General features: G+C 71.1%; 28 protein-coding genes and 2 pseudogenes. 7 read left to right on the forward strand and 23 right to left on the reverse strand.

From position 1 onward, the window contains the following. Window positions 1-136: 136 nt before the first annotated feature. Both GEV28_RS29855 and GEV28_RS29860 read right to left on the reverse strand, forming a co-directional pair. Complete coding sequence (locus GEV28_RS29855; RefSeq protein ID WP_291415793.1) at window positions 137-670, reverse strand: GNAT family N-acetyltransferase; 534 nt, start codon at window positions 668-670, stop codon at window positions 137-139. A 29-nt stretch (window positions 671-699) separates the two neighbouring features. Then, window positions 700-1,233 (reverse strand): isoprenylcysteine carboxylmethyltransferase family protein, encoded by a 534-nt coding sequence (locus tag GEV28_RS29860; RefSeq protein WP_291415794.1) that lies wholly within the window; start codon window positions 1,231-1,233, stop codon window positions 700-702. A gap of 308 nt (window positions 1,234-1,541) precedes the next feature. Between GEV28_RS29860 and GEV28_RS42640 the strand changes: the two genes are divergently transcribed. Further along, window positions 1,542-1,769, forward strand: a complete 228-nt coding sequence (locus tag GEV28_RS42640) for a VOC family protein (RefSeq protein WP_367115222.1) — start codon at window positions 1,542-1,544, stop codon at window positions 1,767-1,769. An 89-nt stretch (window positions 1,770-1,858) separates the two neighbouring features. Here GEV28_RS42640 and GEV28_RS29870 read toward each other — a convergent pair whose 3' ends face one another. Both GEV28_RS29870 and GEV28_RS29875 read right to left on the reverse strand, forming a co-directional pair. Beyond that, window positions 1,859-2,773: a GlxA family transcriptional regulator gene (locus GEV28_RS29870; protein WP_291415795.1), complete on the reverse strand. Its 915-nt coding sequence runs from the start codon at window positions 2,771-2,773 to the stop codon at window positions 1,859-1,861. Next, window positions 2,770-3,369 (reverse strand): isochorismatase family protein, encoded by a 600-nt coding sequence (locus tag GEV28_RS29875; RefSeq protein WP_291415796.1) that lies wholly within the window; start codon window positions 3,367-3,369, stop codon window positions 2,770-2,772. Before GEV28_RS29875 ends, GEV28_RS29870 begins: the two co-directional genes overlap by 4 nt. A gap of 523 nt (window positions 3,370-3,892) precedes the next feature. On the opposite strand from GEV28_RS29875, the gene GEV28_RS29880 reads away from it, so the two are divergent. The 3 genes from GEV28_RS29880 (at window position 3,893) to GEV28_RS29890 (ending at window position 6,682) form a co-directional block, all read left to right on the forward strand. Then, a complete protein-coding gene (locus tag GEV28_RS29880) occupies window positions 3,893-5,245 on the forward strand; it encodes a hemolysin family protein (RefSeq protein WP_291415797.1) in 1,353 nt (450 codons plus the stop codon). After that, a complete protein-coding gene (locus GEV28_RS29885; protein ID WP_291415798.1) occupies window positions 5,242-6,255 on the forward strand; it encodes a hemolysin family protein in 1,014 nt (337 codons plus the stop codon). Before GEV28_RS29880 ends, GEV28_RS29885 begins: the two co-directional genes overlap by 4 nt. A gap of 106 nt (window positions 6,256-6,361) precedes the next feature. Further along, the gene (locus GEV28_RS29890) at window positions 6,362-6,682 is read left to right on the forward strand and encodes a putative quinol monooxygenase (RefSeq protein ID WP_291415819.1); all 321 of its coding nucleotides are present in this window, start codon (window positions 6,362-6,364) and stop codon (window positions 6,680-6,682) included. A gap of 82 nt (window positions 6,683-6,764) precedes the next feature. Here GEV28_RS29890 and GEV28_RS29895 read toward each other — a convergent pair whose 3' ends face one another. Genes GEV28_RS29895 through GEV28_RS29910 form a run of 4 tightly spaced genes read right to left on the reverse strand, consistent with a single transcriptional unit; the run spans window position 6,765 to window position 8,840 of the window. Continuing rightward, window positions 6,765-7,322: a hypothetical protein gene (locus GEV28_RS29895; RefSeq protein WP_291415799.1), complete on the reverse strand. Its 558-nt coding sequence runs from the start codon at window positions 7,320-7,322 to the stop codon at window positions 6,765-6,767. Further along, complete coding sequence (locus tag GEV28_RS29900) at window positions 7,304-7,864, reverse strand: Gfo/Idh/MocA family oxidoreductase (RefSeq protein WP_291415800.1); 561 nt, start codon at window positions 7,862-7,864, stop codon at window positions 7,304-7,306. Before GEV28_RS29900 ends, GEV28_RS29895 begins: the two co-directional genes overlap by 19 nt. Window positions 7,865-7,891: 27 nt before the next feature. Continuing rightward, on the reverse strand, window positions 7,892-8,704 hold the full coding sequence (locus GEV28_RS29905; RefSeq protein ID WP_291415801.1) for an NAD(P)-dependent oxidoreductase: 813 nt from the start codon (window positions 8,702-8,704) through the stop codon (window positions 7,892-7,894). Between the two features lie 10 nt (window positions 8,705-8,714). Then, on the reverse strand, window positions 8,715-8,840 hold the full coding sequence (locus tag GEV28_RS29910; RefSeq protein ID WP_291415802.1) for a hypothetical protein: 126 nt from the start codon (window positions 8,838-8,840) through the stop codon (window positions 8,715-8,717). 29 nt (window positions 8,841-8,869) lie between these two features. Between GEV28_RS29910 and GEV28_RS29915 the strand changes: the two genes are divergently transcribed. Next, on the forward strand, window positions 8,870-9,136 hold the full coding sequence (locus GEV28_RS29915) for a hypothetical protein (protein ID WP_291415803.1): 267 nt from the start codon (window positions 8,870-8,872) through the stop codon (window positions 9,134-9,136). A 48-nt stretch (window positions 9,137-9,184) separates the two neighbouring features. Here the strand turns inward: GEV28_RS29915 and GEV28_RS29920 are convergent, their stop codons facing one another. From GEV28_RS29920 to GEV28_RS42650, 4 genes and pseudogenes are all read right to left on the reverse strand, one after another. Further along, window positions 9,185-10,408 carry a DUF418 domain-containing protein gene (locus GEV28_RS29920; RefSeq protein ID WP_291415804.1) on the reverse strand — a complete coding sequence of 408 codons (1,224 nt, stop codon included), beginning with the start codon at window positions 10,406-10,408 and terminating at the stop codon, window positions 9,185-9,187. A gap of 107 nt (window positions 10,409-10,515) precedes the next feature. Next, on the reverse strand, window positions 10,516-11,460 hold the full coding sequence (locus tag GEV28_RS29925) for a D-2-hydroxyacid dehydrogenase (protein WP_291415805.1): 945 nt from the start codon (window positions 11,458-11,460) through the stop codon (window positions 10,516-10,518). 5 nt (window positions 11,461-11,465) lie between these two features. After that, window positions 11,466-11,792, reverse strand: coding sequence for an enolase C-terminal domain-like protein (locus GEV28_RS42645; protein ID WP_367115221.1), 327 nt, complete (start codon window positions 11,790-11,792; stop codon window positions 11,466-11,468). A gap of 14 nt (window positions 11,793-11,806) precedes the next feature. Further along, window positions 11,807-11,980: pseudogene (locus GEV28_RS42650) on the reverse strand (enolase C-terminal domain-like protein); the annotation flags it as partial. Between the two features lie 5 nt (window positions 11,981-11,985). Between GEV28_RS42650 and GEV28_RS29935 the strand changes: the two are divergent. Continuing rightward, window positions 11,986-12,681 (forward strand): annotated as a pseudogene (locus tag GEV28_RS29935) (oligopeptide/dipeptide ABC transporter ATP-binding protein); the annotation flags it as partial. Window positions 12,682-13,055: 374 nt separating this feature from the next. On the opposite strand, the gene GEV28_RS29940 reads toward GEV28_RS29935, so the two are convergent. The 9 genes from GEV28_RS29940 to GEV28_RS29980 form a co-directional block, all read right to left on the reverse strand. After that, window positions 13,056-13,466 carry a VOC family protein gene (locus GEV28_RS29940; RefSeq protein ID WP_291415807.1) on the reverse strand — a complete coding sequence of 137 codons (411 nt, stop codon included), beginning with the start codon at window positions 13,464-13,466 and terminating at the stop codon, window positions 13,056-13,058. Next, a complete protein-coding gene (locus GEV28_RS29945) occupies window positions 13,445-14,920 on the reverse strand; it encodes a pyridoxal-dependent decarboxylase (RefSeq protein ID WP_291415808.1) in 1,476 nt (491 codons plus the stop codon). The genes GEV28_RS29940 and GEV28_RS29945 overlap by 22 nt, the downstream gene beginning before the upstream one ends. A 154-nt stretch (window positions 14,921-15,074) precedes the next feature. Next, window positions 15,075-15,752, reverse strand: coding sequence for a hypothetical protein (locus GEV28_RS29950; protein WP_291415809.1), 678 nt, complete (start codon window positions 15,750-15,752; stop codon window positions 15,075-15,077). 20 nt (window positions 15,753-15,772) lie between these two features. Continuing rightward, window positions 15,773-16,429, reverse strand: a complete 657-nt coding sequence (locus GEV28_RS29955) for an amino acid ABC transporter permease (protein WP_291415810.1) — start codon at window positions 16,427-16,429, stop codon at window positions 15,773-15,775. After that, entirely contained in the window at window positions 16,429-17,100 is a 672-nt protein-coding gene (locus GEV28_RS29960) for an amino acid ABC transporter permease (protein ID WP_291415811.1), read from the reverse strand. Before GEV28_RS29960 ends, GEV28_RS29955 begins: the two co-directional genes overlap by 1 nt. A 169-nt stretch (window positions 17,101-17,269) precedes the next feature. Beyond that, window positions 17,270-18,175 carry a transporter substrate-binding domain-containing protein gene (locus GEV28_RS29965; RefSeq protein WP_291415812.1) on the reverse strand — a complete coding sequence of 302 codons (906 nt, stop codon included), beginning with the start codon at window positions 18,173-18,175 and terminating at the stop codon, window positions 17,270-17,272. A 17-nt stretch (window positions 18,176-18,192) separates the two neighbouring features. After that, window positions 18,193-18,951 (reverse strand): amino acid ABC transporter ATP-binding protein, encoded by a 759-nt coding sequence (locus tag GEV28_RS29970; protein WP_291415813.1) that lies wholly within the window; start codon window positions 18,949-18,951, stop codon window positions 18,193-18,195. Between the two features lie 89 nt (window positions 18,952-19,040). Next, on the reverse strand, window positions 19,041-20,270 hold the full coding sequence (locus GEV28_RS29975) for a threonine synthase (RefSeq protein WP_291415814.1): 1,230 nt from the start codon (window positions 20,268-20,270) through the stop codon (window positions 19,041-19,043). A 71-nt stretch (window positions 20,271-20,341) separates the two neighbouring features. Further along, window positions 20,342-22,936 (reverse strand): M14 metallopeptidase family protein, encoded by a 2,595-nt coding sequence (locus GEV28_RS29980; protein WP_291415815.1) that lies wholly within the window; start codon window positions 22,934-22,936, stop codon window positions 20,342-20,344. Between the two features lie 168 nt (window positions 22,937-23,104). Here GEV28_RS29980 and GEV28_RS29985 point away from each other — a divergent pair, with 168 nt between their 5' ends. Then, a complete protein-coding gene (locus GEV28_RS29985; protein ID WP_291415816.1) occupies window positions 23,105-23,752 on the forward strand; it encodes a GntR family transcriptional regulator in 648 nt (215 codons plus the stop codon). 327 nt (window positions 23,753-24,079) lie between these two features. On the opposite strand, the gene GEV28_RS29990 is transcribed toward GEV28_RS29985, so the two are convergent. Continuing rightward, complete coding sequence (locus GEV28_RS29990; protein ID WP_291415817.1) at window positions 24,080-24,397, reverse strand: hypothetical protein; 318 nt, start codon at window positions 24,395-24,397, stop codon at window positions 24,080-24,082. A 10-nt stretch (window positions 24,398-24,407) separates the two neighbouring features. After that, the gene (locus GEV28_RS29995; protein WP_291415818.1) at window positions 24,408-24,758 is read right to left on the reverse strand and encodes a hypothetical protein; all 351 of its coding nucleotides are present in this window, start codon (window positions 24,756-24,758) and stop codon (window positions 24,408-24,410) included. Window positions 24,759-24,948: the final 190 nt, after the last annotated feature.

The following is a 24,948-nucleotide window of genomic DNA, read 5'->3' on the forward strand; positions in this document are numbered from 1 at the left end:
CCAGACCCGACGTTGCCGCTCAGTCAGGTGCGGCTTGACCGCGTCATAGCGGCGGGCGAGAGAATCCATGACCAAGCTCATAGCACAGACCGTAAGCGCCCCGAGGCCAGAAACTAACTTATTTCGCTACGGGCCCTTAGTCTTCGACCAGGTCGCTCGGCCGGATGCGGAAGACCTGCAGGCGCAGGTTGTAGTACTTGTCCGTCTCGCCGACCCAGGCCATGCCGAGGCGCTTGGCGGTGCCGATGGCCCGGGAGTTGTTGGGGCGGGAGACCGCGAACAGCTCGTCGATCTCCTGGGTGAAGGCCCAGCGGATCAGCGCGTCGCCCCCTTCGGCGGCGTAGCCGTGGCCCCATTCCTCCGGGCGCAGCTGCCAGCTCAGCTCCAGATCCTCGTCGTAGGGCGGCAGCAGGTGGATGCCCAGCCCGCCGATGACCGCGCCGTCCGCGCGGCGTTGGATCGCCCACCGGCCACGCGGCGGCAGCATGTTCGGCTGCGCCTCGCTCCACGCCTGGAGCACCGAGCGCATCGCGGACTCGTCGTCGACCTGACCCATCGCGGGGGTGAGCCACTTGGTGACCGTTTCCACGCCGTAGATCGCCAGCGCGGCCGGGGCGTCGTCCAGCTCCCATTCGCGCACGACGAGCCGGTCGGTGGTCAGCTGATTCATACCTCGAGATTACTCAGGTATATCGAACATCAGCCGAACTCTCCCGGCCGTCCGGCCGCCCCGCTGAGCGCGCCGGTGACCCACGGCCGCAGCCGCGGCCACCAGGCCCGCACCGACCGGCGGTAGAGGTCGTAGTCCGCGCCGAACCGGCGGGCCAGCACCGGCTCCTCCCGCCAGCGCACGAACGCCGCGGTGACCGCCCACGCCACGACCGCGTAGACCAGCAGGTTCGCCCGGCCCAGCAGCAGCGCCTGGCCGACGACGGCCACGGCGATGGCGACGTACATGGGATTGCGCACGTAGCGGTACAGTCCGCCGACGACCAGGTGCCGCGGCGGATCGGCGGGGAACGGCGTGCCCAGCCCGTCGACGACGAACTTGACGAACGCGTGCACCAACACCGCTACGCCCAAGGCGAACAGGACCCAGCCGACCACCTTGACGGACACCGGCGCCCAGGCCGGGTCCTCGCCGGTCCAGCCGGTGAGCAGCCACGGCACCAGCCCGACGACCGTGCCCGGCGCGACGACGAAGAACACCACGCTGCCCACGACTGCCCGCATGCCGACCACCTTAAATTCAATGCGTCATGAATTCTACCCCTCGACCCTGCTTGACACCGAGCCGTCGACCCTGTAGACAACCGCACAGTTATAGAACTGATCGGTTATGGAAGGTGTCGTCATGAACTGGACGCTCGAGGTGGTCGTGGTCCCGGTGTCCGATGTGGACCGTGCCAAGGAGTTCTACGCCGACCGCATGGGCTTCGCGGTCGACCACGACAGCGACTTCGGCCCGGAGATGCGGGTGGTCCAGCTGACGCCGAAGGGCTCCGGCTGCTCGATCGTCGTCGGGAAGGGCGTGGGGGGACATGGCGCCGGGCTCGCTGCAGGGTCTGCAGCTGGTGGTCTGCGACCTCCGCGCGGCGCGCGCCGAGCTGGTCGGGCGGGGCGTGGAGATCGGCGAGGTCCAGGTGGCCGGCCCGGGCGGCTTCCGCCCCGCCGAGGACGCCGACGACCTGAACAACCAGGGCTTCGCGTTCTTCACCGACCCGGACGGCAACCGCTGGTCGGTCCAGCAGATCACCGCCCGCGACTGATGCCTCGAACGCGTCGTAGAGGACGTCGAGCGTCTCGAGCGCGTCGTTCAGGGCGTGGCGGCCCTGCGCAGGTCGACCAGCCGACGTGATCAAGCCTGGGGCTGACGGGCGCGCAGGCGGCGGAGCATCCGAGCGTCCTCGAAGCCGACGGCCCGCGCCGCCGCGTCCACGGTCGCGCCGTGGCCGATCAGGTGCTCGGCCCGCTCGACGCGCAGCAGGTGCTGGTAGCGCAGCGGGGTCAGGCCGGTGGCGTGGCCGAACTGGCGGGTCATCGTGCGGGGGCTGCAGCCCGCCGCCAGAGCGAGGTCCGCCAGCGGCAGCCGCGAGGCGAAGCGGGTGTCGATCAGGTCCTGGACCCGGTGGACGGTCTCGTCCACGTGCGAGCGGTGCCGCAGCAGGGCGCTCGTCTGGAGCTCGTCGCCGTTGCGGCGGGCGTAGACGACCATCGCCCTGGCCACCCGGGCCGCGTCGGCGGGGCCGTGCCGGATCGCGAGCAGGTGCAGGGCAAGGTCGATGCCGCTCGCGATGCCGGCCGAGGTCGCCACCCGGCCGTCCACCACGTACAGGACGTCGCGCACCACGGTGGCCGACGGGTGGCGGGCGGCGAGCTCGTCCTGCACGTCGTGGTGGGTCGTGCACCGCCGGCCGTCCAGCAGCCCCGCCCGGCCGAGGGCGTCGGCTCCCGCGCACACGCTCGCCACCATCCCGCCCGCCGCGTGGTGGGCGCGCAGGCGGTCCAGCGACACGCGGGTGAGCCTGCCCGTGCCGCCCAGGGTCGGCGCGCGCCAGCCCGGAACGACTATCAGGTCATCCGCGGACAATTCGGGCCAAGAAAGCGAAGCGTGCAGCGCCAATCCCTGTGCGGTCACGATATTGGCTCGCTCGGCCACGTAGTGCAACGAATAGTCGTGTCCCAGGTCGGCCGCGCCGAAGAACGCCTGCGCCGGCCCCGCGAGGTCGAGCAGGTGCACACCGGGCACCAGCAGGAATACGACGTTGCTCACGATCTGGTCAGCATACCGCCGGTCATCGCGGCGACTGAGGTGACGGTCGCGAACCGGCCGGCGAGCGCGTACTCGGTCCGCTCGGTCACCGCGGCGGCGGGCAGCGTGCGCGGGTCGGCAAGCAGCTCCTCGACGGTCTGGCCGGCGGGCGCGGACCAGTGCGGGATCGGGAAGGTCGCGGTCGCGTCGGTCACGAACGTCACCTCGTACCCGAGGTCTGAACCCAGCCGCGCGGTCGTCTCGCAGCACTGCTCGGTGCGGATCCCGCACACGGTCAGCTCGCGCACGCCATGGCTGGTCAGCAGCTGCTGCAGGTTGGTCGTCGTGAAGGCGTTGTGCGACGTCTTGGTCAGCAGCGGCTCACCGGGGCCGACGGCCAGGCCGTCGATGAGCCGGACGTGGCCGGACGCCGGGTCGAACACCGTCCCGGTGCCGGGCTCGGTGTGCAGCACCCACACCACCAGGTCGCCGCCGGCCCGCGCCGAGGCCACCAGCTCGTCGACCCGGTCCACGATCTGAGGGTTGGACACCGCGCGCCACAGCGGCCGGGTGCGGAACGACTCCTGGACGTCGATGACGAGAAGGGCTCTGTTCACGTCCTGGAGTCTGCCGCCGGCCTCCGGTTGGCGGAAGGCATCATCCCGCCACCTACCGGACGGATCTGGTCACGAAGTGAAAAATGCGACTGTCGCAACCAGATCACGGATTCGAGGATTCGTTAACCCGTTGGAGGGTGCGAACGACCTTCCGAAGTGGGATCGTATGGGGAACACATGGCGACGAATGGGCGGGAGAGGCCGGTGGAGGCGGTATGCGAACGGATGCCGATGGGCATCCTCCTTCTGGAACGGGTCGACCCGGAAGCCGCGGCGTGCTGCTGGCTGATCGTCGCCGAGTGGGAGTGGGAGACGCCGGTCTGGCAGGACGCGTGAGACACCTCTGAGCCGAGGTCGTGGCCTGGTATTTTGGCGACACCGGCCCCGCCAGTGGTGAGAGGATCATGGACCCGTCCCGAAGTACCGACAGCGTCCCAAGTGGACGCTGTGCCCCCGACTCAGATCCTGATCCGCCGTGTCCTAGACACGTGCCCACCGAGCGCCGCTCCGAGGCGGTGGGCACGTGATCGCGAGCCTGCTCGGTGTTCTCCTCGGAGTGGTCGTCGTCATCCTCCTGTCCGTACTCACCGGCTACTTCGTGGCGCAAGAGTTCGGCTACATGGCCGTGGACCGGTCCCGGCTCAGGGCCAGGGCCGCCGCGGGTGACGTCGGCGCGGCCCGCGCGCTGCGCATCACCGGCCGCACCTCGTTCATGCTCTCCGGCGCCCAGCTCGGCATCACCGTCACCGGTCTGCTGGTCGGCTACGTCGCCGAGCCGCTGATCGGCGCCGGCATCGGCGAGCTCTTCGGCGGCGTCGGCGTGCCGACCGCGGTCGGCGTCGCGATCGGCACCGTCCTCGCGCTGCTGGCCTCGACGGTGGTGCAGATGGTGTTCGGCGAGCTGTTCCCCAAGAACCTCGCGATCGCCCGCCCCGAGCCGGTCGCGCTCCGGCTCGCGTGGTCCACCGGCACCTACCTCACCCTCTTCGGCTGGCTGATCCGGCTGTTCGACCAGGCCGCCACGCTGCTGCTGCGCGCGATGCGGATCAAGCCCGTCCACGACGTCGAGCACGCGGCGACCCCACGCGACCTCGAGCACATCGTCGCCGAGTCCCGCGTCCGCGGTGACCTGCCGGCGGAGCTGTCCAACCTGCTCGACCGCGTCCTCGACTTCCAGGAGAGCACCGCCGAGCACGCGATGATCCCGCGCCCGCGGGTCACCACGATCGGTGCCGGCGAGCCGGTCCGCCGCGCGGTCGAGCTGATGGCGTCCGGCCACTCGCGGTTACCGGTGCTCGGCGGCGACGTCGACGACGTGGTCGGCGTGGTGCACCTGCGGGAGGTGCTCGCGCTGGACGAGCACGAGCTCGACACCACCACGCTCCGCGAGATCGCCCGGCCGCCGGTGATGGTGCCCGCGTCGCTGCCGCTGCTCGCCGTCCTCGACGAGCTGCGGGCCGCGGGCGAGGAGTTCGCCTGCGTCGTCGACGAGTACGGCGGCCTCGGTGGGGTGATCACCGGCGAGGACATCGCGGAGGAGCTGGTCGGCGAGATCACCGACGAGCACGACCCGCTCGGCGCCGACCAGCCCAGCCCCGGCGAGGAGGGCGGCTGGCTCGTGCCCGGCACCATGCACATCGACGAGGCGGAGCGGCTGCTCGGTCACGACCTGCCGCAGGGCGACTACCAGACGCTCGCCGGTCTGGTGCTCACCGAGCTGCAGCGGCTGCCGGTGCCCGGGGACGCGGTGACCGTCGAGCTGCCCAACCCGCCCGGCGCAGGCGGGCCGGCGACCGTCCGGCTCACCGTCGAGGTCCGCACGGTCGCGCGCCGGGTGCCGGACACGGTGCGGCTGGTCCGCGAGGGGTCGGCATGAACGCACTGAGCCCGCTGCTGTCGCTGGTGGTCACGATCGGCGTGGTCGTGTTGAGCGCGTTCTTCGTGGCCATCGAGTTCGCGCTGGTCGCGGCCCGCGGCCACCGGCTGGCCGAGGCGGCCGAGCGGAGTGCCTCCGCGCGGGCGGCGCTGCGCAGTGCCCGTGAGCTGTCGATGCTGCTCGCCGGCTCGCAGCTCGGCATCACGCTGTGCACGCTCGTGCTCGGTGCGGTCACCAAGCCGGCCGTGCACCACGTGATGTTGCCGGTGATGCGGTCGTGGGGCCTCGACGAGACGGCCGCGGACGTCGTCGCGTTCGTGCTGTCGCTGATCATCGTGACGTTCGTGCACCTGGTGGTCGGCGAGATGGCGCCGAAGTCGTGGGCGATCGCGCACCCGGAGCGGTCCGCGACGATGCTCGCGATCCCGATGCGGGCGTTCATGTGGCTCACCCGCCCGGCGCTGGTGGCGTTGAACGGGCTGGCCAACCGGTGCCTGCGGGCGGTCGGCGTGCAGGCGGTCGACGAGCTGGACACCGGGCACAACCCGGAGGACCTGCGCCAGCTGCTCGACCACTCGAGCAAGGTCGGGGCCCTGGACCCGAGCCGGCACGACCAGCTGGCCACCGCGCTCGACCTGCACACCCGGCCGGTGCGCGAGATCGTCCGGCCGCGCGACGAGCTCGTCACCGTGTCGCCGTGGGACCGGGCCGACGGCGTGCGGGCGGCGGCCAGGGCCAGCGGCCACCTGCGCCTGGTGGTGTGGGACGAGACCGGGCCGCTGGGCGTCGTGCACGTGCGGGACGCGCTCACCGCGCCGGCCGCCACCACGGCCGCCGAGCTGATGCGGCCGCTGCTCACGCTGCCCGACGACACGCCGGTGCACGCCGCGCTGACCACCGTCCGCGACCGGCGCAACCACCTGGTGCTGGTCTACTCGGGCGGCGAGCTGGCCGGCTTCGTCACCCTGCACGACCTGCTCGACCAGCTGTTGCCGAGTGTCCCGCGGTAGCGGTTTCGGCCCTACGGTCCAAAACCGGCCCGCCGCGGTGGCGCGCGGCGGGCCGGTCGGCCATGGTGGTGTCGGCGTGGTGTGGTGGTGGAGGAAGGGCGGCTACGTGATCTTCATCTGTGTCAAGTGGACGATCCGGCCGGAGAAGGCGGACAGCTGGCTCGAGCTGGTCGACGAGTTCACCCGGGCCACCCGCGCCGAGCCGGGCAACATCTTCTTCGAGTGGTCCCGCAGCGTCGACGACCCCAACCAGTTCGTGCTGGTGGAGGCGTTCCGGGACGGCACTGGCGAGGCGCACGTGTCCTCCGACCACTTCAAGAAGGCCATGGGCTGGATGCCGGACGTCGTCGCGACCAGGCCGTCGATCGTCAGCGTCTCGACCGAGGGCGACGGTTGGGGCGAGATGGCCGAGGTCACCCCCGCCTGACCCGCGAGTCCAACCCCCAGGACCCGCGAGTCCAACGTTCGGGACCCGCGAGTCCAACGCTCGGGACCCGCGAGTCGTCGGTTCAGACCGGCTCGGTAAGGGGCATCGGGTCCGGTCGGGGGCAGGTGCTCTCGACCTTCTCGGCGCGGCCGGTCTCCGCGGACCGCAGCAGCGACTCCATCACGTCCAGCACGTGCAGGGCGAGCTCGCCGCTCGCCCGGTGCGCGGTGCCGCCCGCGATCGCGGCGGCGAGGTCGGCGATCCCGCAGCCGCGGCCGGCGTCCCGGTAGCCCGCCGACGCCGGCACGTCCGTCCACTCCGGACTGTCCCGGTGGGACAACCGGACCTGGCCGCCGAACCCGTTGGGGTCGGGCACCGACAGTGACCCGTCGGTGCCGTACACCTCGATGCGCGGGAGCTGCGCGGCCCACACGTCGAAGCTCATCACCAGGGTCGACACCGCGCCGCCCGCGTGTTCCAGGGTGCCGCTGACGTGCGTGGGTACCTGGACCGGGAACTCCGTGCCCTGCAACGGACCGCTGCCGACCGTCCGGGTCGCGCGCGGCGTCGCGGCCATGCCGGCGACGCGGTGGACCGGGCCGAGCAGCGTGACGAGCGCGGTCAGGTAGTACGGGCCCATGTCCAGCAGGGGCCCGCCGCCGTGCCGTAGAAGAACGCGGGGTTCGGGTGCCAGAGCTCGGGCCCGGGGGAGACCATGAACGCGGTCGCCGCGACCGGGACGCCGATGCCCCCGCCGTCGAGCCGCCGCCGCGCGGTCTGCGTGCCGGTGCCGAGCACGGTGTCCGGCGCGCAGCCGACCCGCACACCCGCGGCGTCCGCCGCCTCGAGGATCTGCCGGCCATCGACCGTGCTCAGCGCGAGCGGCTTCTCGTTGTAGACGTGCTTCCCCGCGGCGACCGCGGCCAGCGCCACCTCGGCGTGCGCCGCCGGGACGGTGAGGTTGAGCACCAGGTCCACGTCGTCCGCGGCGAGCAGCTCGGCGGGCGTGAGCGCCCGGATCCCCGGACCGGCCACCGCCGCGGCCCGCGCCGGGTCGATGTCGGCGACGGCCGACACCCGCACCCCGGCCAGACGCGGCAGCGTGGCGAGGTACTGCCCGCTGATGTTGCCGATCCCGGCGATCCCGATCCGCAGCGGGTCGACACTCGGCACGTCGCTCATGCCAGGCCCCTGGATCATCGCGTCGAGTCACCGCCAGCCGTGTTCCGGGTGGTAGTCGAGCAGGTCGTAGCCGCGCGTGACGTCGAAGACCGTCTCGAAGCCCGCGGGCTCACGTTCGATCTTGGTGTTCGGATGGAAGCGGCGCAAGAGGTTTGCGGTCGGCTCGAGTGCCGTGGTGTCCGGGGCGGCCACCGTGATGACCGGTGCGCCCGTAATGTCCGCCGTCAGCGCCGCGGCCACCGCGCGTGCCGCGTCGCGGGTGTGCAGCCAGGCCCACAGGCCGGCGCGGTCGGCGGCCGCGTCGGCGTGGATCGGGCCGAGGTGCCGGCGCAGCCGCTCGCCCGCGCCGATGAACGGGAACCGCAGGCTCACCACGGTCATGTCCCACTGCCGGCTCGCCGTCGCGGCGGTCAGCTCGCCGACCTGTTTGGACAGCCCGTACGCGTCGTCGCCCACGTAGGGGTGCTCGTCGGTGACCGGGACCGACCGCGGCGACACCGACCTGGACGACCAGGCGAACCCGAACGCCGACGCGCTCGACACGTTGACCACCCGCGGTATCCCGGTCCGGCCGGCGAGGTCCAGCACGTGGAACGTCGACTCCACGTTGTTGCCGAACGTCTCGTGCGGCGGGTGGCTGATCGGCTCGGGGATGGCCGCCGCGTGCACGACCGCGTCCACCCCGGCCAGCGCCTCGCCCACCACGTCCCGGTCCCGCAGGTCCCCCGACATCGCGCCGAGCACCCGGTCGTGCTCGCGCACGAAGAAGCCGAGCGACCGCAGGTGCGCGACCACCTCGGTGCCCAGCGTTCCGTTAGCCCCGGTGACCAGGACCTTCACGATCTCCCCCTCAGCCCTTGACCGCGCCGATCAGCCCGTTGACGAAGTACCGCTGCACGACGACGAACAGCACGATCACCGGCAGCACGATGATCAGCGAGGCGGCCATGATCACGTTGTACTCCGGCGCGGTCATCGCGGTGAGGCTCTGCAGGCGGCGACTTCATGTGGCGCCAGTTCTACAACATGGTTCGCGTTGGCGCGCAAGGCATCTACATCTCGATGTTCGACGAGTACAACGAGGGCAACCAGATCGCGAAGACCGCGGAGAACGCCGGCATGGTCCCGAGCGGCTCCGGCCTGTGGGCCCTCGACGAGGACGGCACCCCGTGCTCGGCGGACTACTACCTCCGGCTCACCGCGGACGGCGGCCGGATGCTGAAGGGCCAGATCCCGTTGACGGCAACACGTCCGACCCGCCCGGTGCCGTGACGCGGACGCCCCGCGGCCGAACTGGGCCGCGGGGCCTCGCTCCCGTGGTCAGCCGCCGACCGTAGCCGGCTCCGGCTGGCGCGGGGCGGCGTCGTAGGCCTTCCCGTAGGTGAGCTTGCGGTAGACCACCTCGGCCGGGCCGCGGATGCCGCGGCGCCGCATCCAGTCGGCGACGAGCACCGTGCTCACCCAGACCGCGACGCCCATGCCCAATGCGACGACGTCGGGCATCGTGTTGCCGAGGCCGAGCAGGTACGGCGCGCCGAGGCCCATCCACGCCACCGACTGCAGCAGGTAGCAGGTCATCGACCGCTGCCCGGTGGCCACGAGCGCGGTGACGACCGGACCCCGCCGCTGACCGAGCCGGATGGCGACCAGCGCGATCACCGCCGCGTAGCCGAAGCCGCCCGCGTAGCTCGCGACGAGGTTGAGCCAGTACGCGCCGATGTAGGCCATCGGCGACGCGTCGCTGATGACGCCGGTGTTGATCAGCGCGTAGGGGAGGCCGCCGAGCGCGGTGCCGGCGATGCCGAACACCGCGACCTTGCGCAGGAACGCGCGGTGCGGCTCGGGCTCGTCCAGCAGCCGCTTGCGGGCGGCCCAGATGCCGATCAGGAACGGGAAGACGGTCGTGCCGATCACCAGCGGGATCATCAGCGGCCAGCCGAGGCGGTAGGTCAGGTCGTCGAGCGGGGTCAGCGGAACCGCGCCGTCGCCGGACAGGACCTGGTAGAGCATCGGCACGCCGGCGGAGTAGACGAGCGTGCCGACCGTGAGCCAGGCGAACGCGCGCGAGAGCAGCTTGCGCCCGGACAGCCGCAGCGCGCCCGCGAGCAGCAGCGCGACGAGGCCGTAGACCGAGAGGATGTCCCCGAAGGCCAGCAGGACGGTGTGCAGCAGGCCGATGACCATGAGCCAGCGCCCGCGCCGGCGCACCAGCGCGCGGACCACCGGCCACTCGCGGCCCTCGGCGGTGCTGCGCAGGTAGATCTGGGCCACGCCGTACCCGAAGAGCCCGGCGAACAGCGCGAAGCCGCGGTCGTCGGCGAACAGGGTGACCAGGCAGCTCAGGATCCGGTCGAACGTGTCGGACACCGCGTAGCCCGCGCCGTCCCCGTCGGCCCAGGCCGCCCGGAACACCGACGCGTGCACCAGCGCGATGAGCAGCAGCATGATCCCGCGGGACAGGTCGGGGGCGAGGGAACGCAGCGCGGTCGACCGCGGCCCCATCGCCCCCAGCGGCGGCGAGTTCTCGATGAGTCTGTCGGACATGTGGCTTCCGTTCGATCGGCCTCGCGTACCCCAGGTGGGTTCACGTCTGGGCAAATAGACCGCCGCGAGCTCGAAGCTCGCTCAAGACCGCGTGGAAACGGCGCCGGTCAGCCGATGTCGGCGCGGGCGATCTCGTTCCGCAGCGGCGCGCCGGCGACGAAGCGGGACACGTTGTCGGCGAAGAGGTCCCACAGCCGCGGGAGGAAGTGGGTGCTGCCGGTGGAGCCGGACACGTGCGGGCTGACCACCGTGTTCGGCGCGGTCCGGAACGGGTCGCCGGGGAGCATCGGCTCGCGGTGGTGGACGTCGAGCGCGGCGCCCGCGATCGTGCCGTTCCGCAACGCCGCCAGCAGCGCGGCCTCGTCGACGACGTGCGCGCGGGCCGGGTTCAGCAGGACCGCGTGTCGGGGGAGCCTGGCCAGCTCCTCGGCGCCGAAGCGGCCGGCCGTCTCGTCGGTCAGCGGCGCGGTGATCACCAGGAAGTCCGGCCCGGACAGGAACTCCCGCAGCCGCGCCGGCGCGAAGAACCGGGCCGGGCCCGACGACTGCGAGCGCGACAGCGCCCACACCTCCAACCCCGGCGCGCCGCACACCCTGGTGACCTCGCGCCCGATGCTCCCGTACCCGAACACCCCGACCCGCCGCCCGCGCAGCTCCGCCTGGTACACCCGATCCCGCACCCACGACGCCCCGGCCGGCGCCCGCAACATCCCCGGATAGTCCCGCGCGAAGCTCAGCATCATCGGCACGCACCACTCCGCGATCGGGATGTCGTTGACCCCGCTGGCGTTCTTCACCCGCACCGCCGGCCCCAACCCCAGCCCCGCCAGCTGCCGGTACCCGGCCGACCCCAGCTGGACCCACCGCAGGGCCACCAGATCCGCCACGTTCACCGGGCAGTGGTCGGCGAACAGCACCGTCACGTCCTCGAGTCCTGGCACGGACTCACCCGGTCCGAGCGGCTCGCGGCAGGTGATCACCGCGTCCGGCAGCAAGGCCGACACCCGGCGCAGCCCGGCCGGGTCGACCGGCTGCGCGACCAGCACCTCCACGACCTTCAGCTCCTCATCATCTTTCCCGGCACGCTGGAGAACTCCTCCGCGCCGGGTACGAACGGGTACGTCTCCTTGACCCGCTCGGACAGCGTGACGCCGAGGCCCGGGGTGTCCGGTGGGGCGAGGGTCCCGTCGTGGAACCGCAGCGAGTCGCCCCAGATCTCGGTGTGCAGCGGCCCCGGGTCCGGCGGCAGCTCGACGACGGCGGTGTTCGGCGCGGCGAACGCGGCGTGCACGTTCTGCATGACCGCCCCGCCCGCACCCCACGCGTGCGGGCGACCCGGTCGAACATCCGGGCGACCTCGCCGAACTGGGCCATCCCGAGCCACGCGGCGTCGGGCTGGGCGATGTCGAACGCGCCGCGCTCGGCGAAGCGCTCGAACTCGTCCGGTGTGGACAGTTGCTCGCCGCCGGCGACCGGCACAGGCGACCGCAGCCGCGCGTACCCGGCGAGATCGCCGTACGGCAGCGGCTCCTCGAACAGGTAGATGTCGTGCGGCGCCAACGCGTCGAGCACCGCGCCCGCGGATGACCGTGCACGACCTCGTGGCCGAGCCGCTGCGCATCCAGGGCCGGTACGCGCCCGGTGGGCGCGAGCGGGTGTCGTCGCTGCTGGAGCTCGTCGGTCTGCAACCCGAGCACGCGAACCGGTACGCGCACGAGTTCTCCGGCGGGCAGCGGCAGCGGATCGGCATCGCCAGGGCGTTGGCACTGGGGCCGTCGATCCTGGTGCTGGACGAGCCGGTGTCCGCATTGGACGTGTCGATCCGGGCGCAGGTGATCAACCAGCTGTCGACGCTGCAGGACGAGCTCGGCCTGGCGTACGGGTTCGTGTCGCACGACCTGTCGGTGGTGCGCCACGTGTGCGACCGGGTGGCGGTGATGTACCTGGGGAAGATCGTCGAGCTGGCGTCCACATCGGACCTCTACGCGGCGCCTGCACACCCGTACACCCAGGCCTTGCTCTCGGCGATCCCGATCCCGGACCCGGCCCAGCGCGGCAAGCGGGAGCGGGTGGTGCTGACCGGCGACGTGCCGAGCGCCTCCGACCCGCCGAGCGGCTGCCGGTTCCGCACCCGTTGCTGGAAGGCCCAGGACATCTGCGCGACGGAGGAGCCCCCGCTGGTCGCCCGCGGCGCGGCGGCCGAGCACCTGTCCGCCTGCCACTTCCCGTCCACGGCCGACGTCCTGTCGGGCGACCGCTTCGCCCCGGCCTAGTGTCGCGTGACCCTGAGACCTTGACGCCGCTGCGGCCAACGCGGCCCCTGGCCGCGTTGGAGAAAAGCCCAAGTACATCCAGTACGAGCGGCTGTCCTCCGCCTTGCCAGGAACCACGTTGATCCACAGCGGACGCAAAGGAACAGGATCACGCGACACTAGAGCCGGAACCGCCAGGCCACCTCGTCCGCGAGGTCTGCGGGGGTGCGTCGTCCGTCCACAATGGTCACCGGAAGGCCCGTGTCGGCGGCCTGCCGGCGGATCTCGGCGTCCCAGAGGGCGTCCCGGCCCAGACCGTTGGCGAGCGCTTGCGCGGGGTCGGCGTCGCCCCAGTTGGCACTGGCCAGGTCGTTTCGGGTGCCGGAGCATAACCGTCACCCGTGCGCCGTGAGGTCAGCCGAGTGGGCGAAGAGGTCGACCGCGTTGCCGTCCGGGTCCTCGACGGTCGCGTAGCGCTGCCCCCAGAACGCGTCCCACGGGTCCTTGTGGCTGCGGTGGCCCGCCGCCACGAGGTCGGCGTGCGTCTTGTCCACTTCGGACGGATCGGCGCACAGGAACGCCAGGCCCAGCGCGTGGCCGCCGGTCGGCCTGGTCCACGACGGGTCGAACGAGCGGACTGTGTCGACGGTGTCCCATGCGAGGCGCAGCCCGCCGGGCAGCGCCACCTCCACGTGCGGCTCGCCGTCCGTGCTCTCGGGGATGTCCAGGCCGAGCTGCCGGTAGAACGCCAGCGAGGTGGCCATGTCCGCCACCACCACGCCGATCAGGTCAAGTCTGGGTGCCATGGCGCCACCGTACGGCCGCGCTCACGCCAGGTCTTGAACGAATCGGACACCCAGCTCCCGGACCACGTCGACGAGCAGCTCGACGTCGGCCGGCGTGGTGCGCCAGTTGACGAACGCCGGCCGCAGCGCCGTGTGCCCGCGGTACACCGTCGTCCCGGCGTACACCCGGCCGTCGCGAGCAGCGCCCGGCCGAGCCGCGCGTTGAGCTCGTCCAGGGCGACCTCGGGCACGCCGGGCGGGCGGTACCGGAAGCACGCCACGCACAACCGCACCGGCGCGAGCAGCTCCAGGTCGGGCGCGGCCTCGACGAGTGCGCCGAGCCGCCGGGTCAGGTCGAGGTTGCGTTCGACGATCGCCCGGTAGCCGGACCGGCCGTAGGCCCGCAGTGTCGCCCAGATCGGCAGCGCCCTGGCGCGCCGCGACGACTCGGGCCCGAGCCGGCTGTAGTCGACCTCGGTGTCGGTGGAGACCAGGTAGGGCGCGTTCCAGGAGCCGAACGCGTCGGCGAGTGCCTGCGGGTCGCGCGCGAACGCGAAGCCGCTCTCGTACGGGACGTTGAGCCACTTGTGCGCGTCGGCGGCCACCGAGTCGGCCCGCCCGATGCCGCGCAGCAGGTGCTCGGTGCGCGGGGACAGCGCCGCGAACAGGCCGAACGCGCCGTCGACGTGCAGCCAGCAGCCGTGCTCGGCGGCGAGGTCGGCCATCGCGTCGATCGGGTCGAAGTCGCCCGCGTTGACCTCGCCCGCGGTGGCGATGAGCACCGCCGGGCCGGTGTGCTCGAGCGCGGTCGCGAGGGCGTCGAGGTCGATCCGGCCGGCGTCGTCGCGGGTGTGTGTCCGCACCGTGTCCCGGCCGCAACCGAGGATCTGCAACGCCTTGCGCGCGCTCGGGTGCACGTAGCCGCCGCCGAGCACCGGCATCGCGGGCAGCCCGGCCAGCCCGTCGGCGGCGACGTCGCGGCCGTGCCGCGCGGCCCACCAGTGCCGGGCGGCCGCGAGCCCGGTGAGGTTGGCGAACGTGGCGCTGGGCGTGAGCACGCCGCCCCAGCCGGCGGGCAGCCCGAACAGGTCCTTGAGCCAGCCGAGCGCGACGGTCTCGGCCGTGGTGGCGAGCGGCGAGGAGGTCCACAGGACGGCGTTCTGGTCGAGGAGCGTGGCGATCCAGTCGCCCGCGGTGGCCGCGGGCGTGGCGCCGCCGACGACGAAGTGGAAGAACCGCGGCCCGGACGAGTGCGTCGCCGCGCCCGTCCCGATCCGCAGCAGCTCCTCGACCGCCACTTCGGCGCCGGCACCGTTCTCCGGCAGCGGCCCGGCCAGCTCGGCGAGCAGCGGGCGGCCCGCCGGGTCGTCGACCAGCCGGCCGGCCAGCGACGCGAGGTAGCCCGGGGCGGCCTCGGCCACCCGGCGCAACACGCGCTCGGCGTCGGCGGGATCGGTGGCGGGATCGGTCTCCATGCCTGCTCCTTCCTCGGTCCTACCGGAATTGTGCAGGCACGGTCCCGCCCGCGGCGATGTCCGCACCGGGCTCGCCGCCGGGGGATGCCCTGAACGCGTCGCTGGGGACGTCGAGCGCCTCGAGTGCGTCGTTCAGGGCATCGAGGGCACCCGGCTAGATCGCGAAGCGCGCCAGCACCGTCTCCAGGGTGTCCGCGGCGACCTGGTCCACCGAGGGGTCGAACGTGTCTCGGTTCGCGCGGCTCGCGACCACGTTCACCAGCGCGTCGTCCTTGGACATCAGGTACGCGGTCTCGTATGAGTGCGCGCCGGTCTGGGTGTTCGTGGCCAGGATCGTGTTCAGCACGCCCTCCCAGCCGTCCGACCGCTCCTGCGGCTGGCGGTCGTAGACGTAGTGCGTCCCGTCGGCCTCGGCGGCGCAGTCCGGGGGCAGCAGCGTCGCGAGCATGCCGTCCGCCGGCGCGTTCTCCGGGTCGTAGACCACGGTCACGGCCAGCGTGCGGCCGGCGTTGGCGCCGGTGCCCCGCCACACGTTGAACGCCTGCACCAGCGAGCCGGGCACCGTCTTGACGAGCGTCGGGCAGAGCTTGAGGGAGGCCTCCTTGGGCGGGGCCGGCGCGTACCCGGGCACGCTCGTGGGCAGCGCGGCCGCGGCGACGGCCTTGTTGTCCTTGGCCACCTGCTTCGGCGGCCGCGGTGGCTCGGTGCTCGCGTACGGCGTGACCGTGCCCGGCGGCGCGGTGTTGCGCGCGGCGTCGTCGGCGGACCCGCCCGAGGACGAGCAGCCGGCCACCACGAGCAGGGCTGCCAGGCACATGAGTAGACGGTTCACGGGTCGACCTCCTTGGGCGCTCACCGGAGCACCCGTTCCAGCCGGCGGGACAGCATGGTGAGCGGTAGGCAGATGACGAAGAACACGACGAGGACCGCACCCAGGATCGGCACCGCGTGCGTCTCGCCGCCCGACAGGGTGAGCCGTTCGATGGACCGCTGGGACGCCTCCAGGATGTCCAGCAGCCCGATCACCGCGGCGAGCGAGGTCTGCTGGAGGAGGTTCACGACCAGCCCGACGAGCGGGGGCAGGGCCCGCCGGGTGGCTTGCGGCAGGATCACGTGCCGCATCCGCCGCCGCCATGGGAAACCGAGAGCCGCCGCCGCCTCGGACTGGCCGCGCGGCACCGACTGCACGGCGCCGCGAACGACCTCGGCGACGTTCGCACTGCCCCACAGGGTGAGGCCGACCGCGGCCGCGACGAAGGTGTCGACCTCGAGACCGATCACCGGCAGCACGAAGAAGATGAAGAACAGCGTGATGATGATCGGCAGGCCGCGCCAGATCTCCACGTAGGCCCGCACGATGCCGCGTACCGTCACGGTGGGCAGCGTCAGCAGCGTGCCGAGCACGGTCCCGAGCGCGACGCTCGCCACGATGCTCACCAGCGCGAGCAGCAGCGTCGTGACGAGCCCGCCCGCGACGTACTCGGCGACCGGTCCGACCCAGGCCGGCATCAGTGTCCTCCCGGGATCGCGAACCGGCGCTCGACGGCCCCGGTGCCGAGCGACATCAGCCAGACCAGTCCCAGGTAGATGATCCCGATGGCCAGGAACATCTCGAACACCCGGAACGACACCGCGACGATGCCCACTGCGGTCTCGGTGAGCTCCGGGTAGCTGATGGCGATCATGAACGACGAGTTCTTGAAGACGGAGATGAGGATGTTGGTCACCGAGGGCAGCGCGATCCGCGTGCCCAGCGGCAGGTTGGTCTGCCGGAACGCGGACAGCGCGGAGAACCCGAGCGCCCGGCAGGCCTCCACGTAGCCGTGCTCGACCGCCTCGAAGCCGGCCCGGAAGTTCTCCACGTTGTACGCCCCGCCCCACAGCAGCAGCGAGAGCCAGCCGACGGTGAACCCGGACAGCTGGAGGCCGACGTCGGGCAGCGCGAAGTACAGGAAGAAGATCTGGACCAGCAGGGGAGTGTTGCGGAAGACCTCCACGTAGACCTGCACGACCTGGCGCAGCACCGGGACCCGCAGCGCGGACACGGCGCCGAGCACGACGCCCACGACCAGCGCACCGGCCATGCCGACGGCGCTGATCGCGAGCGTGCGGAGCAGGCCCTCGCCCAGCTCGGGCAGATGGTCGAGAACGAAACCCGGCTCGAACTCATACCCCTGCACGCTCACCACCCCCACCCCCACCCCGCGAGTCCAACCCCCAGGACCCGCGAGTCCAACGCCCAGGACCCGCGAGTCCAACATTCGGACCGAACGGCGGTAGGCGCGAGTGTCGGACTCGCGGGTCGCGAGTGTTGGACTCGCGGGGTTCTCGGGTCGGTGTGGGGGTGCATCAGCACTTGATGATCGGGCCGGTCGGGTAGCTCAGGTCGTTGCCAGGGCGTGGCAGGACCTTCTCGAACTCCTGCTGGACCTTCTTGTCGGTCACCGACTTCTGGAACGCCGCCCAGAACTGGTCCTCGTCCTGCATCTTCTTCATCGCGGCGTCGACCCAGTCGGCCATCGCCGTGTCGCCCTTGCGCACGCCCATGCCCCACGGGCTGTCGGCCTTGACCTCGCCGACCACCTTGGTGGCCTTGTTCTTCGCGGCCAGGTCGACCAGCAGCGTGTCGTCCTGCGCGAACGCGGCCGCGCGGTTCTGGGTCAGCGCGGTCAGCGCCTCGCTGGTCTGCTCGAACGGCACCTGCTCGACGTCGGGCTTGCACTGGGTCAGCCACAGGCTCGCCGTGGAGCCCTTGATGGTGATCACCGACTTGCCGTCGAGGTCGTCCCAGCCGCCGATCGAGGAGTCCTGGGGCACCAGCATCTTCACGCCGCCGGCGAAGTAGGGCGAGGTGAAGTCGATGGTCTCGGCCCGCTCCGGCGTGTAGTTCATCGTCGCCATGATCAGGTCGATGCGGTTGGTGGTGAGGAACGGCACCCGGTTCGACCCGGTCACGCAGGTGAGCTCGACCTTGCTCTCGTCACCGAACGCGTAGCCGGCGAGCCGGTGCGCGATGTCGATCTCGAAGCCGGCGTTGTCGCCCGCCTCGTCGATGTAGCCGAACGGCGGGTAGTCGCACTTCACGCCGATCGCCAGCGTTCCCTTCTGCTGCACGGCGTCCGGCAGCGGCGCACCGAGGTCGGCCTTCTCGGTGATCTTTGGTCGGTCCGAAGTGGAGGGTTCGTCGCCGCTGCCGCACCCGGCGACGGTGAGCGCGGCGGCGAGGATCAGTAAGAGAATCGGGTTGGCTCTCATCGGAGAACTCCTTCGAGCTACCGCAACACCTTGCGGAGGAACTGACGGGTACGGTCTTCCTTCGGCCCGTCCAGCACCGCTGCTGGCGGCCCCTGCTCGGCGATCACCCCACCGTCCACGAAGACCAGACGGTCGCCGAGCTCGCGGGCGAACCCCATCTCGTGCGTGACGCACAGCATCGTCATGCCGGAGTTGGCGAGGTCGCGCATGACGTCGAGCACCTCGCTGACCAGCTCGGGGTCGAGCGCGGAGGTCACCTCGTCGAACAACATCACGTGCGGGTTCATCATCAGCGCCCTGGCGATGGCGACCCGCTGCTGCTGGCCGCCGGAGAGCTGGCGCGGGTAGCTGCCGGCCTTGCCGGACAGGCCCACCCGCTCCAGCAACGCATGCGCCCGATCCCGCGCCTCGGCCCGCGGCGTGCGCAGCAGCTTGCGCGGCGCGAGCGTGAGGTTGTCCAGCGCGGACAGGTGCGGGAACAGGTTGAACTGCTGGAACACCATGCCGATCCGGCGGCGGACCCGGTCGAGGTCCACCCCGGGTCGGCTGATGTCGTCCCCTTCCAGCAACACCTGGCCGGCGGTGACCGGTTCCAGGAGGTTCACGCAGCGCAGCAGGGTGGACTTGCCGCCACCGGACGGACCGATGACGACCAGCACCTCGCCGCGCGCCACGGTGAGGTCGACGCCCTTGAGCACCTCCACCTCACCGAAGGACTTGTGCACGCCACGCAGCTCGAGCAGTACCGCCTCCCCGGGCTTATCCCTGTTGGTCACCGTGGATAGTTGGGGTTCTGTCTGGTGCGTACCGGTGGCTGGGTTACGTTCCGTTCCCCTTGGGTGCGGTTGGGAGGGACTCCGTGTGGTCATGACGGCAGCACCGCGTCCTTGGCGAGCAGCGGCGGCTCGGCCATCGCCGCGGCGTGCGGGTACTTGAGGTCGCTGCCCGTGTTGAGCACGACGACCTCCTCGTCGCCGGAGAGCCAGCCGCTGCCGCGCAGCCGCTCGACGGCGGCGAGCGTGGCCGCGCCCTCCGGACACATCAGCACCCCCTCGGCCGCCGCGCACGCGGCCTGCGCGGCGAGGGTGTCCTCGTCGTCGACCGCGATCGCGATGCCGTCGGTGTCGCGCACCGCGCGCAGGATCAGGAAGTCGCCGAGCGCGCTTGCCACGTTGATGCCGAACGCCACGGTCTTCGCGTTCTCCCACGGCTCCGCGGTCTCCGCGCCCGCCTCGTACGCGCGCACGATCGGCGCGACGCCCGAGGCCTGCACGGCCACCAGCCGGGGGACCTTGCCGGTGAGCCAGCCCAGGGTGAGCATCTCGTCGAGCGCCTTGCGGATGCCGATCAACCCGACCCCGCCGCCGGTCGGGTAGACGATCACGTCGGGCATGCGCCAGCCGAGCTGCTCGACGATCTCCATGCCCATGGTCTTCTTGCCCTCGATGCGGTAGGGCTCCTTGAGGGTGGAGGTGTTGAACCAGCCGTCCGCGACCGCCTGCCCGGCGAGCTTGCCGGCGTCGCCGATCAGACCGTCCACGATGTACAGCCGGGCGCCGGCCATGGCGCACTCCATGCGGGTGATCGGCGGCGCCTCGTCGGGCATCACGACGAGCGAGGCCATGCCCGCCCTGGCCGCGTAGGTCGCCCACGCGGCGCCGGCGTTCCCGTTGGTGGGCATGGTGATCCGCTCGATCCCGAGCTCGTGTGCCCGGGAGATGCCGACCGCCGCGCCGCGGGCCTTGAAGCTGCCGGTGGGCAGCATTCCCTCGTCCTTGGCCAGCAGGCCCGGGACGCCGATGCGGGCGCCGTACGTCCGCAGCGGCAGGATCGGGGTCATCCCCTCGCCGAGGGTGACGACGTTCTTCCGCTCCCGCACCGGGAGCAGCTCACGGTAGCGCCACAGATCCGGCGGCCGCGCCGCGATGTCCGAAGTGGACACTCGGTCGGCGACCGAGTCGAGGTCGTACCGCACGAGCAGCGGGGTGCCGCAGGTGCACAGGTTCTGCGGGCTGTCCGCGTCGTAGCGGGTGCCACACCGGGCACACTCCAGATGGGACAGCGCGCTGGTCCAAGATCCCTGTTCCGATTCCACCCTTGTTCCTTCTTGGTGAGGCGAGCCCGAGAGCGGGGCGGTGGCGCCGGTGCCACCGCCCCACCGTGGGGTCAGTCCGCGAGTGCCGCGAACTGTTCCGGGGTGAGCTTCTGCGACGGGCCGTCGAACAGGGCGTTGAAGACCATCTTCTGCTCGCCGCGGTTCCAGGTGCGGAACGCGGCTTGGTTGCCGAAGGTGACCACGGAACCCTTGCCGACCTGCCAGGACACGGTGTTCACCGTGCCGTTGAGGTACTCGCCGCCGATCAGCCAGCCACTCTGCAGCTGGTTGCCGCTGTCCGGGTACTTGCCGACCACGTGGAACGGGTACTTGGCCGGGTCGGTGATCCGGTAGGCCCGGTCACCTTCGAACCAGACGGGGTTGTTCGCCGTCATGCCCCACGCGGCCGGGTCGTTGGTGTCGATCTCCTGGCTCAGCAGCGAGCCGGGGGAGTAGAACACCGACGAACTGCTCGGCAGTACCGACTCCAGCGGCAGGTCGAGGAGCTGCTGCGCGGTGGAGGTGCCGGTGCCGAAGCTGACCAGCGTGCCGCCGTTCGTCACGAAGTCGCGCAGCTGGTTCCAGCCCTCCTCGCCGACGCCGTAGGCCCAGCTCCAGTCCTTCGGGTAGCGCGCCGCGTCGAGACCGTTGACGATCTTGGTGCGGCTCACACCCTCGGGCATCACGATCGCGTCGAACGTGCCGGAGAGGTTCTTGTAGTCCTTCGCCTCGACGGTCTGGTACTTGACCTTGTACTGGTCGAACATCCACATGAGCCAGCCGGACGGGATGTTGTTCGGCGGCTTCATCAGGCCGATCCGGGTGCCCGGCTTGAGCTGGACACCGTCGATCGCCGGCACGTCCGAGATCGCGAACACCGGGATCCCGGTCGCCTTGGACTGGTTCTGCAGCACCTGCCGCGCCGGTGCGGTCGGCGGGATGACGAACGTTCCGGCCGGGTAGGTCTTGCCGCCGTCGGTGAACTGCGTGGCCGCCCGGAACGTCGGGATCCCTTGTGCCTGCAGCTTGGTGACGATCCGGTAGACGCCGTAGGACTCGGGTCCGAGCACGTAGGCGCCACCGTCCGCGGGCTCCGCAGGCATGGTGACCGGTGGCGGGGTGATCTTGTCCAGCAGCTTGGTGGTGACCGAGAACTGGTTGGTGACTAGGTCCGCCTGGAAGCCCAGCAGCATCGGCAGCGTCTGCGCCGTCACGTCGTAGGGCCGCTGCGGCGGGCCGCCCGGGTACTGCAGCAGCTGTGGATAGTGCTGCACCTCGAGCAGCGTCTTGGCGAAGCCGGAGTACGGCTGGGCCAAGTAGATGACGTAGGAGCCCTTGGGGTAGGACTTGTCGCCGGCGGTGAAGTCCGCCGTCGCCTGCCGCACCTCGACGGCACCGGTCCGCATGATGTCCAAGGTGTCCCTGACCGCCTGCGGGTCACGCTGACCGGCCGGGATGACGTAGGCGAACTCGTTGGGCCGGGTGGTGTTCTTGACGCCGACCTTGTAGAAGTCCTTCAGCCAGTTGTAGCCGTCGTTGGCCAGCTCGTCGACGCCGGAGTAGAACGCCTGCGAGGTGTAGTCCACGATCTGGCGCAGCGTCCAGGTGTTGGAGTCGTAGGGCTCGATGAAGTTGATGTCCGACTCCTGCGAGCCCAGCGGACCGTCGCCGACCTGCGGGTAGGCCAGGTCGCGCACGCTCGCCGCCTCGGTCAGCAGCCGGGCCGCGCCGTGGTAGACCTGATACTGGCGCGACGGCGTCCAGTAGTCGTAGGACCGGGCCCAGCCGACGCCCTTCATGCCCGCCGACGTCATGCCGCGCTGCATGGCCATGCCCATGTCGTTGGTCTGCTGCACGGTGATCGGGTCGATGTTGGGGTCGTACGGCGACAGGTACGGCGGGGTGAACATGCGGGGTGCGCCCGAGCCGGCCTGGTGGGCGTCCTGGAACGCCTGCGGGTGGTACTTGTTCTGGATCGAGACCATCAGCTTGGACTCGTCCTGGGTGAACATGAACCAGTCGCGGTTGTCGTCGTGCCCGGTGTACTTCTGGTACAGGTCGGGGTACGTGCGCGCGTAGTTCGTGCCCGCCGTCGCGTTGAAGTAGTCGTTCACCATCGTGGTGCCGTCGGGGTTCTGCGAGGGCACCATCAGGATGACGGCGTTGTTGAGGATGTTGTTGATGTACGGCGAGTTCTCCGTGGCCAGCCGGTGGGCGATCTCCAGCATGGCCTGCGGGTTGCCGACCTCGGTGGAGTGGATGCCGGCCTGCACGTAGTAGAACGGCTTGCCCTCGCGGGCCAGCGCCTCGGCCTCGGTGGGGCTCAGGCCGCGCGGGTCGGCGAGCTTGCTGTTGATCTCGACGAGGCGGTCGAGGTTGTCCAGGTTCTTCTTGGAGCTGATCGTCATCATCACGTAGGGGTTGTCCTGCGTGGTTCTGCCGACCTCCTCGTAGTTCACCCGGTTGCTGCGGTCGGCGATGAGCTGGTAGTAGCTGTCCATCGTGTCGAAGGTGGCGAGCTTGCCATCGGATCCGATGCGGAAACCGAAGTACTGCTCGGGATTGGGGATGCTGGGCGCTGCCGACGCGGCGGTCGGTAACACCGGCGCTACCAGAGCGATGACCGCGGTCGCGACCACGGCCACTCTCCGGAAGGGTGCGCGCATAACCGCTCCTTCATGGGTTCATATCCAGTTGTCAAACGCGTAACACGGCGGTAGCAATGCGTGACTGCCGCCATGCGCACAGAAGCAACGGACGACAGCGATGTCGCCCTTGAGTGGGATCGGTTGGGGGATCCGGCGCTGCCAGACGCCAGGCGGGATCGACCCGAGGTGTCCCCTTCGGAGGGGCAGGCCCTGCGCGAGGCCGTCCTGAGTGGCCGGTTGGCGCCCGGCTCGCACGTGAGCGTCCGGCCGCTGTGTGAGGAGTTCGGCCTGTCGGCCACGCCGGTCAAGGCCGCACTGACCGCGCTGGAGCGGGAGGGCTTCCTCGTGCTGCGGCCGCATCGTGGGTTCTTCGTGCCCGAGGTCGATCGGGCCGACATGCACGAGCTTTACGAGCTGCGCGAGGTGCTGGACGGGATAGCCGCCCGCCGCGCGGCCGCGTTCGCCGGTCGCGAGGCCCTGGTGGCCCGCCTGACCGAGGTGCTGGACCAGCAGACGGAGCAGGTGGCCCGGCACGACCTGACCGGCTACAGCGACCTGGACGTGGTCTTCCACCAGGAGATCCTGCTGGCCGCGGGGAACGGCAGGCTCCAGCACGTGGCCGAGAACATGATCGGCCAGCTCCGCCTGGGCCGCGCCACGTCGGCCCGGGTGCCGGGGCGCCCGACCGCCGCGCTGGTCGAACACGCCGAGATCATCGCCGCTATCGCCGCCGGCCAGCAGAGCCAGGCCGAACGCCTGGCCCGCCGCCACGTCCGCAAGTCGGCCAACGCCTTGGACCGCTACCTGACCCGAGAGGACAACCGCGCCTCCTGAGGACCGGGCCGGTTCGTGGGTCTCGGTTTCCGGCCCGGCGGAACCCGCCGCCACGAGAGGCGGTCCGGCCGGCTCGGTTCGGCGCGGCCGAGGTCCGCGCGCGCGGCCGGTCTCGGTTCGGCGCGGCCGTCCGGCCACGGGCCGACGCCTCCGGCCCCCGGTATCAACTTTACCGGTGGCCACCGACAGTTCTCGGCCGTCCACAGGCGGCTGTCCACACGCACCGGAACTGTCGGGGGGCCACCGTAGAATTGAGACCGGGGGCCGGAGGCCACGGCCCACGCGGGCCGGCCCCCGATCCACTGTGGACCGGGGACCGAGGGTGCGTCAGCCCGGGAAGCACGTGGTGCTGTAGAAGCCCCACTGCCCACCGTGCATCGCGCGGACCCCGCGCGGCCCGTACCGCCGGTAGGGCTCGTCGCGGATGTTGCCCTGCTCGCCCTGCACCAGGGTGTCGCCCCACGCCCAGGAGAAGTGGTCGGCCGTCGGGTCGTAGTTGCGGTAGAACACGGCGTTCACGCAGTGGTTGGTCTCGCAGTGCGTGTACGTCCCGTTGCACGGCTCCGCCGACGCGTTCCCGGTCGGCACCAACGCGAGCCCCGCGGTCATCAGCGCGGCGGCCACGGCCGCCTTCGTTCGGCGCATCACTTACCCCCTAGTCGTAGGCTTCGCAGAGGATGTAGCCGGTCCTCGCGATCTGCCACGAGTAGCCGTAGCACCAGTACGTCTCGACCGGGTCGGCGTAGTAGACGATGAACGTCGAACCGTCGCGCAGCGCGCCGAGGTACGGGCCGTGCGGCGAGCACACCGGCGGGTTCGACATCTCGTGCATGTTCGTGTCGCGGTTGATGGTGCGCTGGCGGGGGTTCGGATCCTTGAAGTGGCTCGAGCAGCCCGGCGGCCGGGTGTCCGCGGTGCCGACGTCGCCCGACGGAGCCGCGGTGGCGGTCCCGCCGATCAGGGTGACCGCGGTGGCGGCCACCAGCAGGGAGGTCAGATAGCGCATCGATGTCCCTTCGAGGTGAGGGATTGACGATGCAGATCGTAAGTTCGTGGGATATCGACATTGATCACGTGTGCACGCAGAGAACACAAGTGTGCACGCAGAGCACACGCCGCTACTTGTTGCGACCCGTGATCGCGTCGCGTACGCGGTCGACCAGGCCCATGCCCGCGTCCACGATCTTGTTCGCCGG

It is taken from the genome of Actinophytocola sp. (assembly GCF_009379765.1).
In the GTDB taxonomy this organism is placed as follows: Bacteria; Actinomycetota; Actinomycetes; order Mycobacteriales; family Pseudonocardiaceae; genus Actinophytocola.

What these genes read in the sequence shown, in the direction of transcription:
- GEV28_RS29940 (WP_291415807.1), bottom strand. Translation starts at nt 13,466, where the DNA reads ATGGCACCCAGACTTGACCTGATCGGCGTGGTGGTGGCGGACATGGCC.
- GEV28_RS29945 (WP_291415808.1), bottom strand. Translation starts at nt 14,920, where the DNA reads ATGGAGACCGATCCCGCCACCGATCCCGCCGACGCCGAGCGCGTGTTG.
- GEV28_RS29885 (WP_291415798.1), top strand. Translation starts at nt 5,242, where the DNA reads ATGAACGCACTGAGCCCGCTGCTGTCGCTGGTGGTCACGATCGGCGTG.
- GEV28_RS29910 (WP_291415802.1), bottom strand. Translation starts at nt 8,840, where the DNA reads ATGACCGCGCCGGAGTACAACGTGATCATGGCCGCCTCGCTGATCATC.
- GEV28_RS29980 (WP_291415815.1), bottom strand. Translation starts at nt 22,936, where the DNA reads ATGCGCGCACCCTTCCGGAGAGTGGCCGTGGTCGCGACCGCGGTCATC.
- GEV28_RS29920 (WP_291415804.1), bottom strand. Translation starts at nt 10,408, where the DNA reads ATGTCCGACAGACTCATCGAGAACTCGCCGCCGCTGGGGGCGATGGGG.
- GEV28_RS29995 (WP_291415818.1), bottom strand. Translation starts at nt 24,758, where the DNA reads ATGCGCTATCTGACCTCCCTGCTGGTGGCCGCCACCGCGGTCACCCTG.
- GEV28_RS29900 (WP_291415800.1), bottom strand. Translation starts at nt 7,864, where the DNA reads ATGAGCGACGTGCCGAGTGTCGACCCGCTGCGGATCGGGATCGCCGGG.
- GEV28_RS29990 (WP_291415817.1), bottom strand. Translation starts at nt 24,397, where the DNA reads ATGCGCCGAACGAAGGCGGCCGTGGCCGCCGCGCTGATGACCGCGGGG.
- GEV28_RS29860 (WP_291415794.1), bottom strand. Translation starts at nt 1,233, where the DNA reads ATGCGGGCAGTCGTGGGCAGCGTGGTGTTCTTCGTCGTCGCGCCGGGC.
- GEV28_RS29915 (WP_291415803.1), top strand. Translation starts at nt 8,870, where the DNA reads ATGTGGCGCCAGTTCTACAACATGGTTCGCGTTGGCGCGCAAGGCATC.
- GEV28_RS29855 (WP_291415793.1), bottom strand. Translation starts at nt 670, where the DNA reads ATGAATCAGCTGACCACCGACCGGCTCGTCGTGCGCGAATGGGAGCTG.
- GEV28_RS29965 (WP_291415812.1), bottom strand. Translation starts at nt 18,175, where the DNA reads ATGAGAGCCAACCCGATTCTCTTACTGATCCTCGCCGCCGCGCTCACC.
- GEV28_RS29955 (WP_291415810.1), bottom strand. Translation starts at nt 16,429, where the DNA reads ATGCCGGCCTGGGTCGGACCGGTCGCCGAGTACGTCGCGGGCGGGCTC.
- GEV28_RS42640 (WP_367115222.1), top strand. Translation starts at nt 1,542, where the DNA reads ATGGCGCCGGGCTCGCTGCAGGGTCTGCAGCTGGTGGTCTGCGACCTC.
- GEV28_RS29895 (WP_291415799.1), bottom strand. Translation starts at nt 7,322, where the DNA reads ATGGGCCCGTACTACCTGACCGCGCTCGTCACGCTGCTCGGCCCGGTC.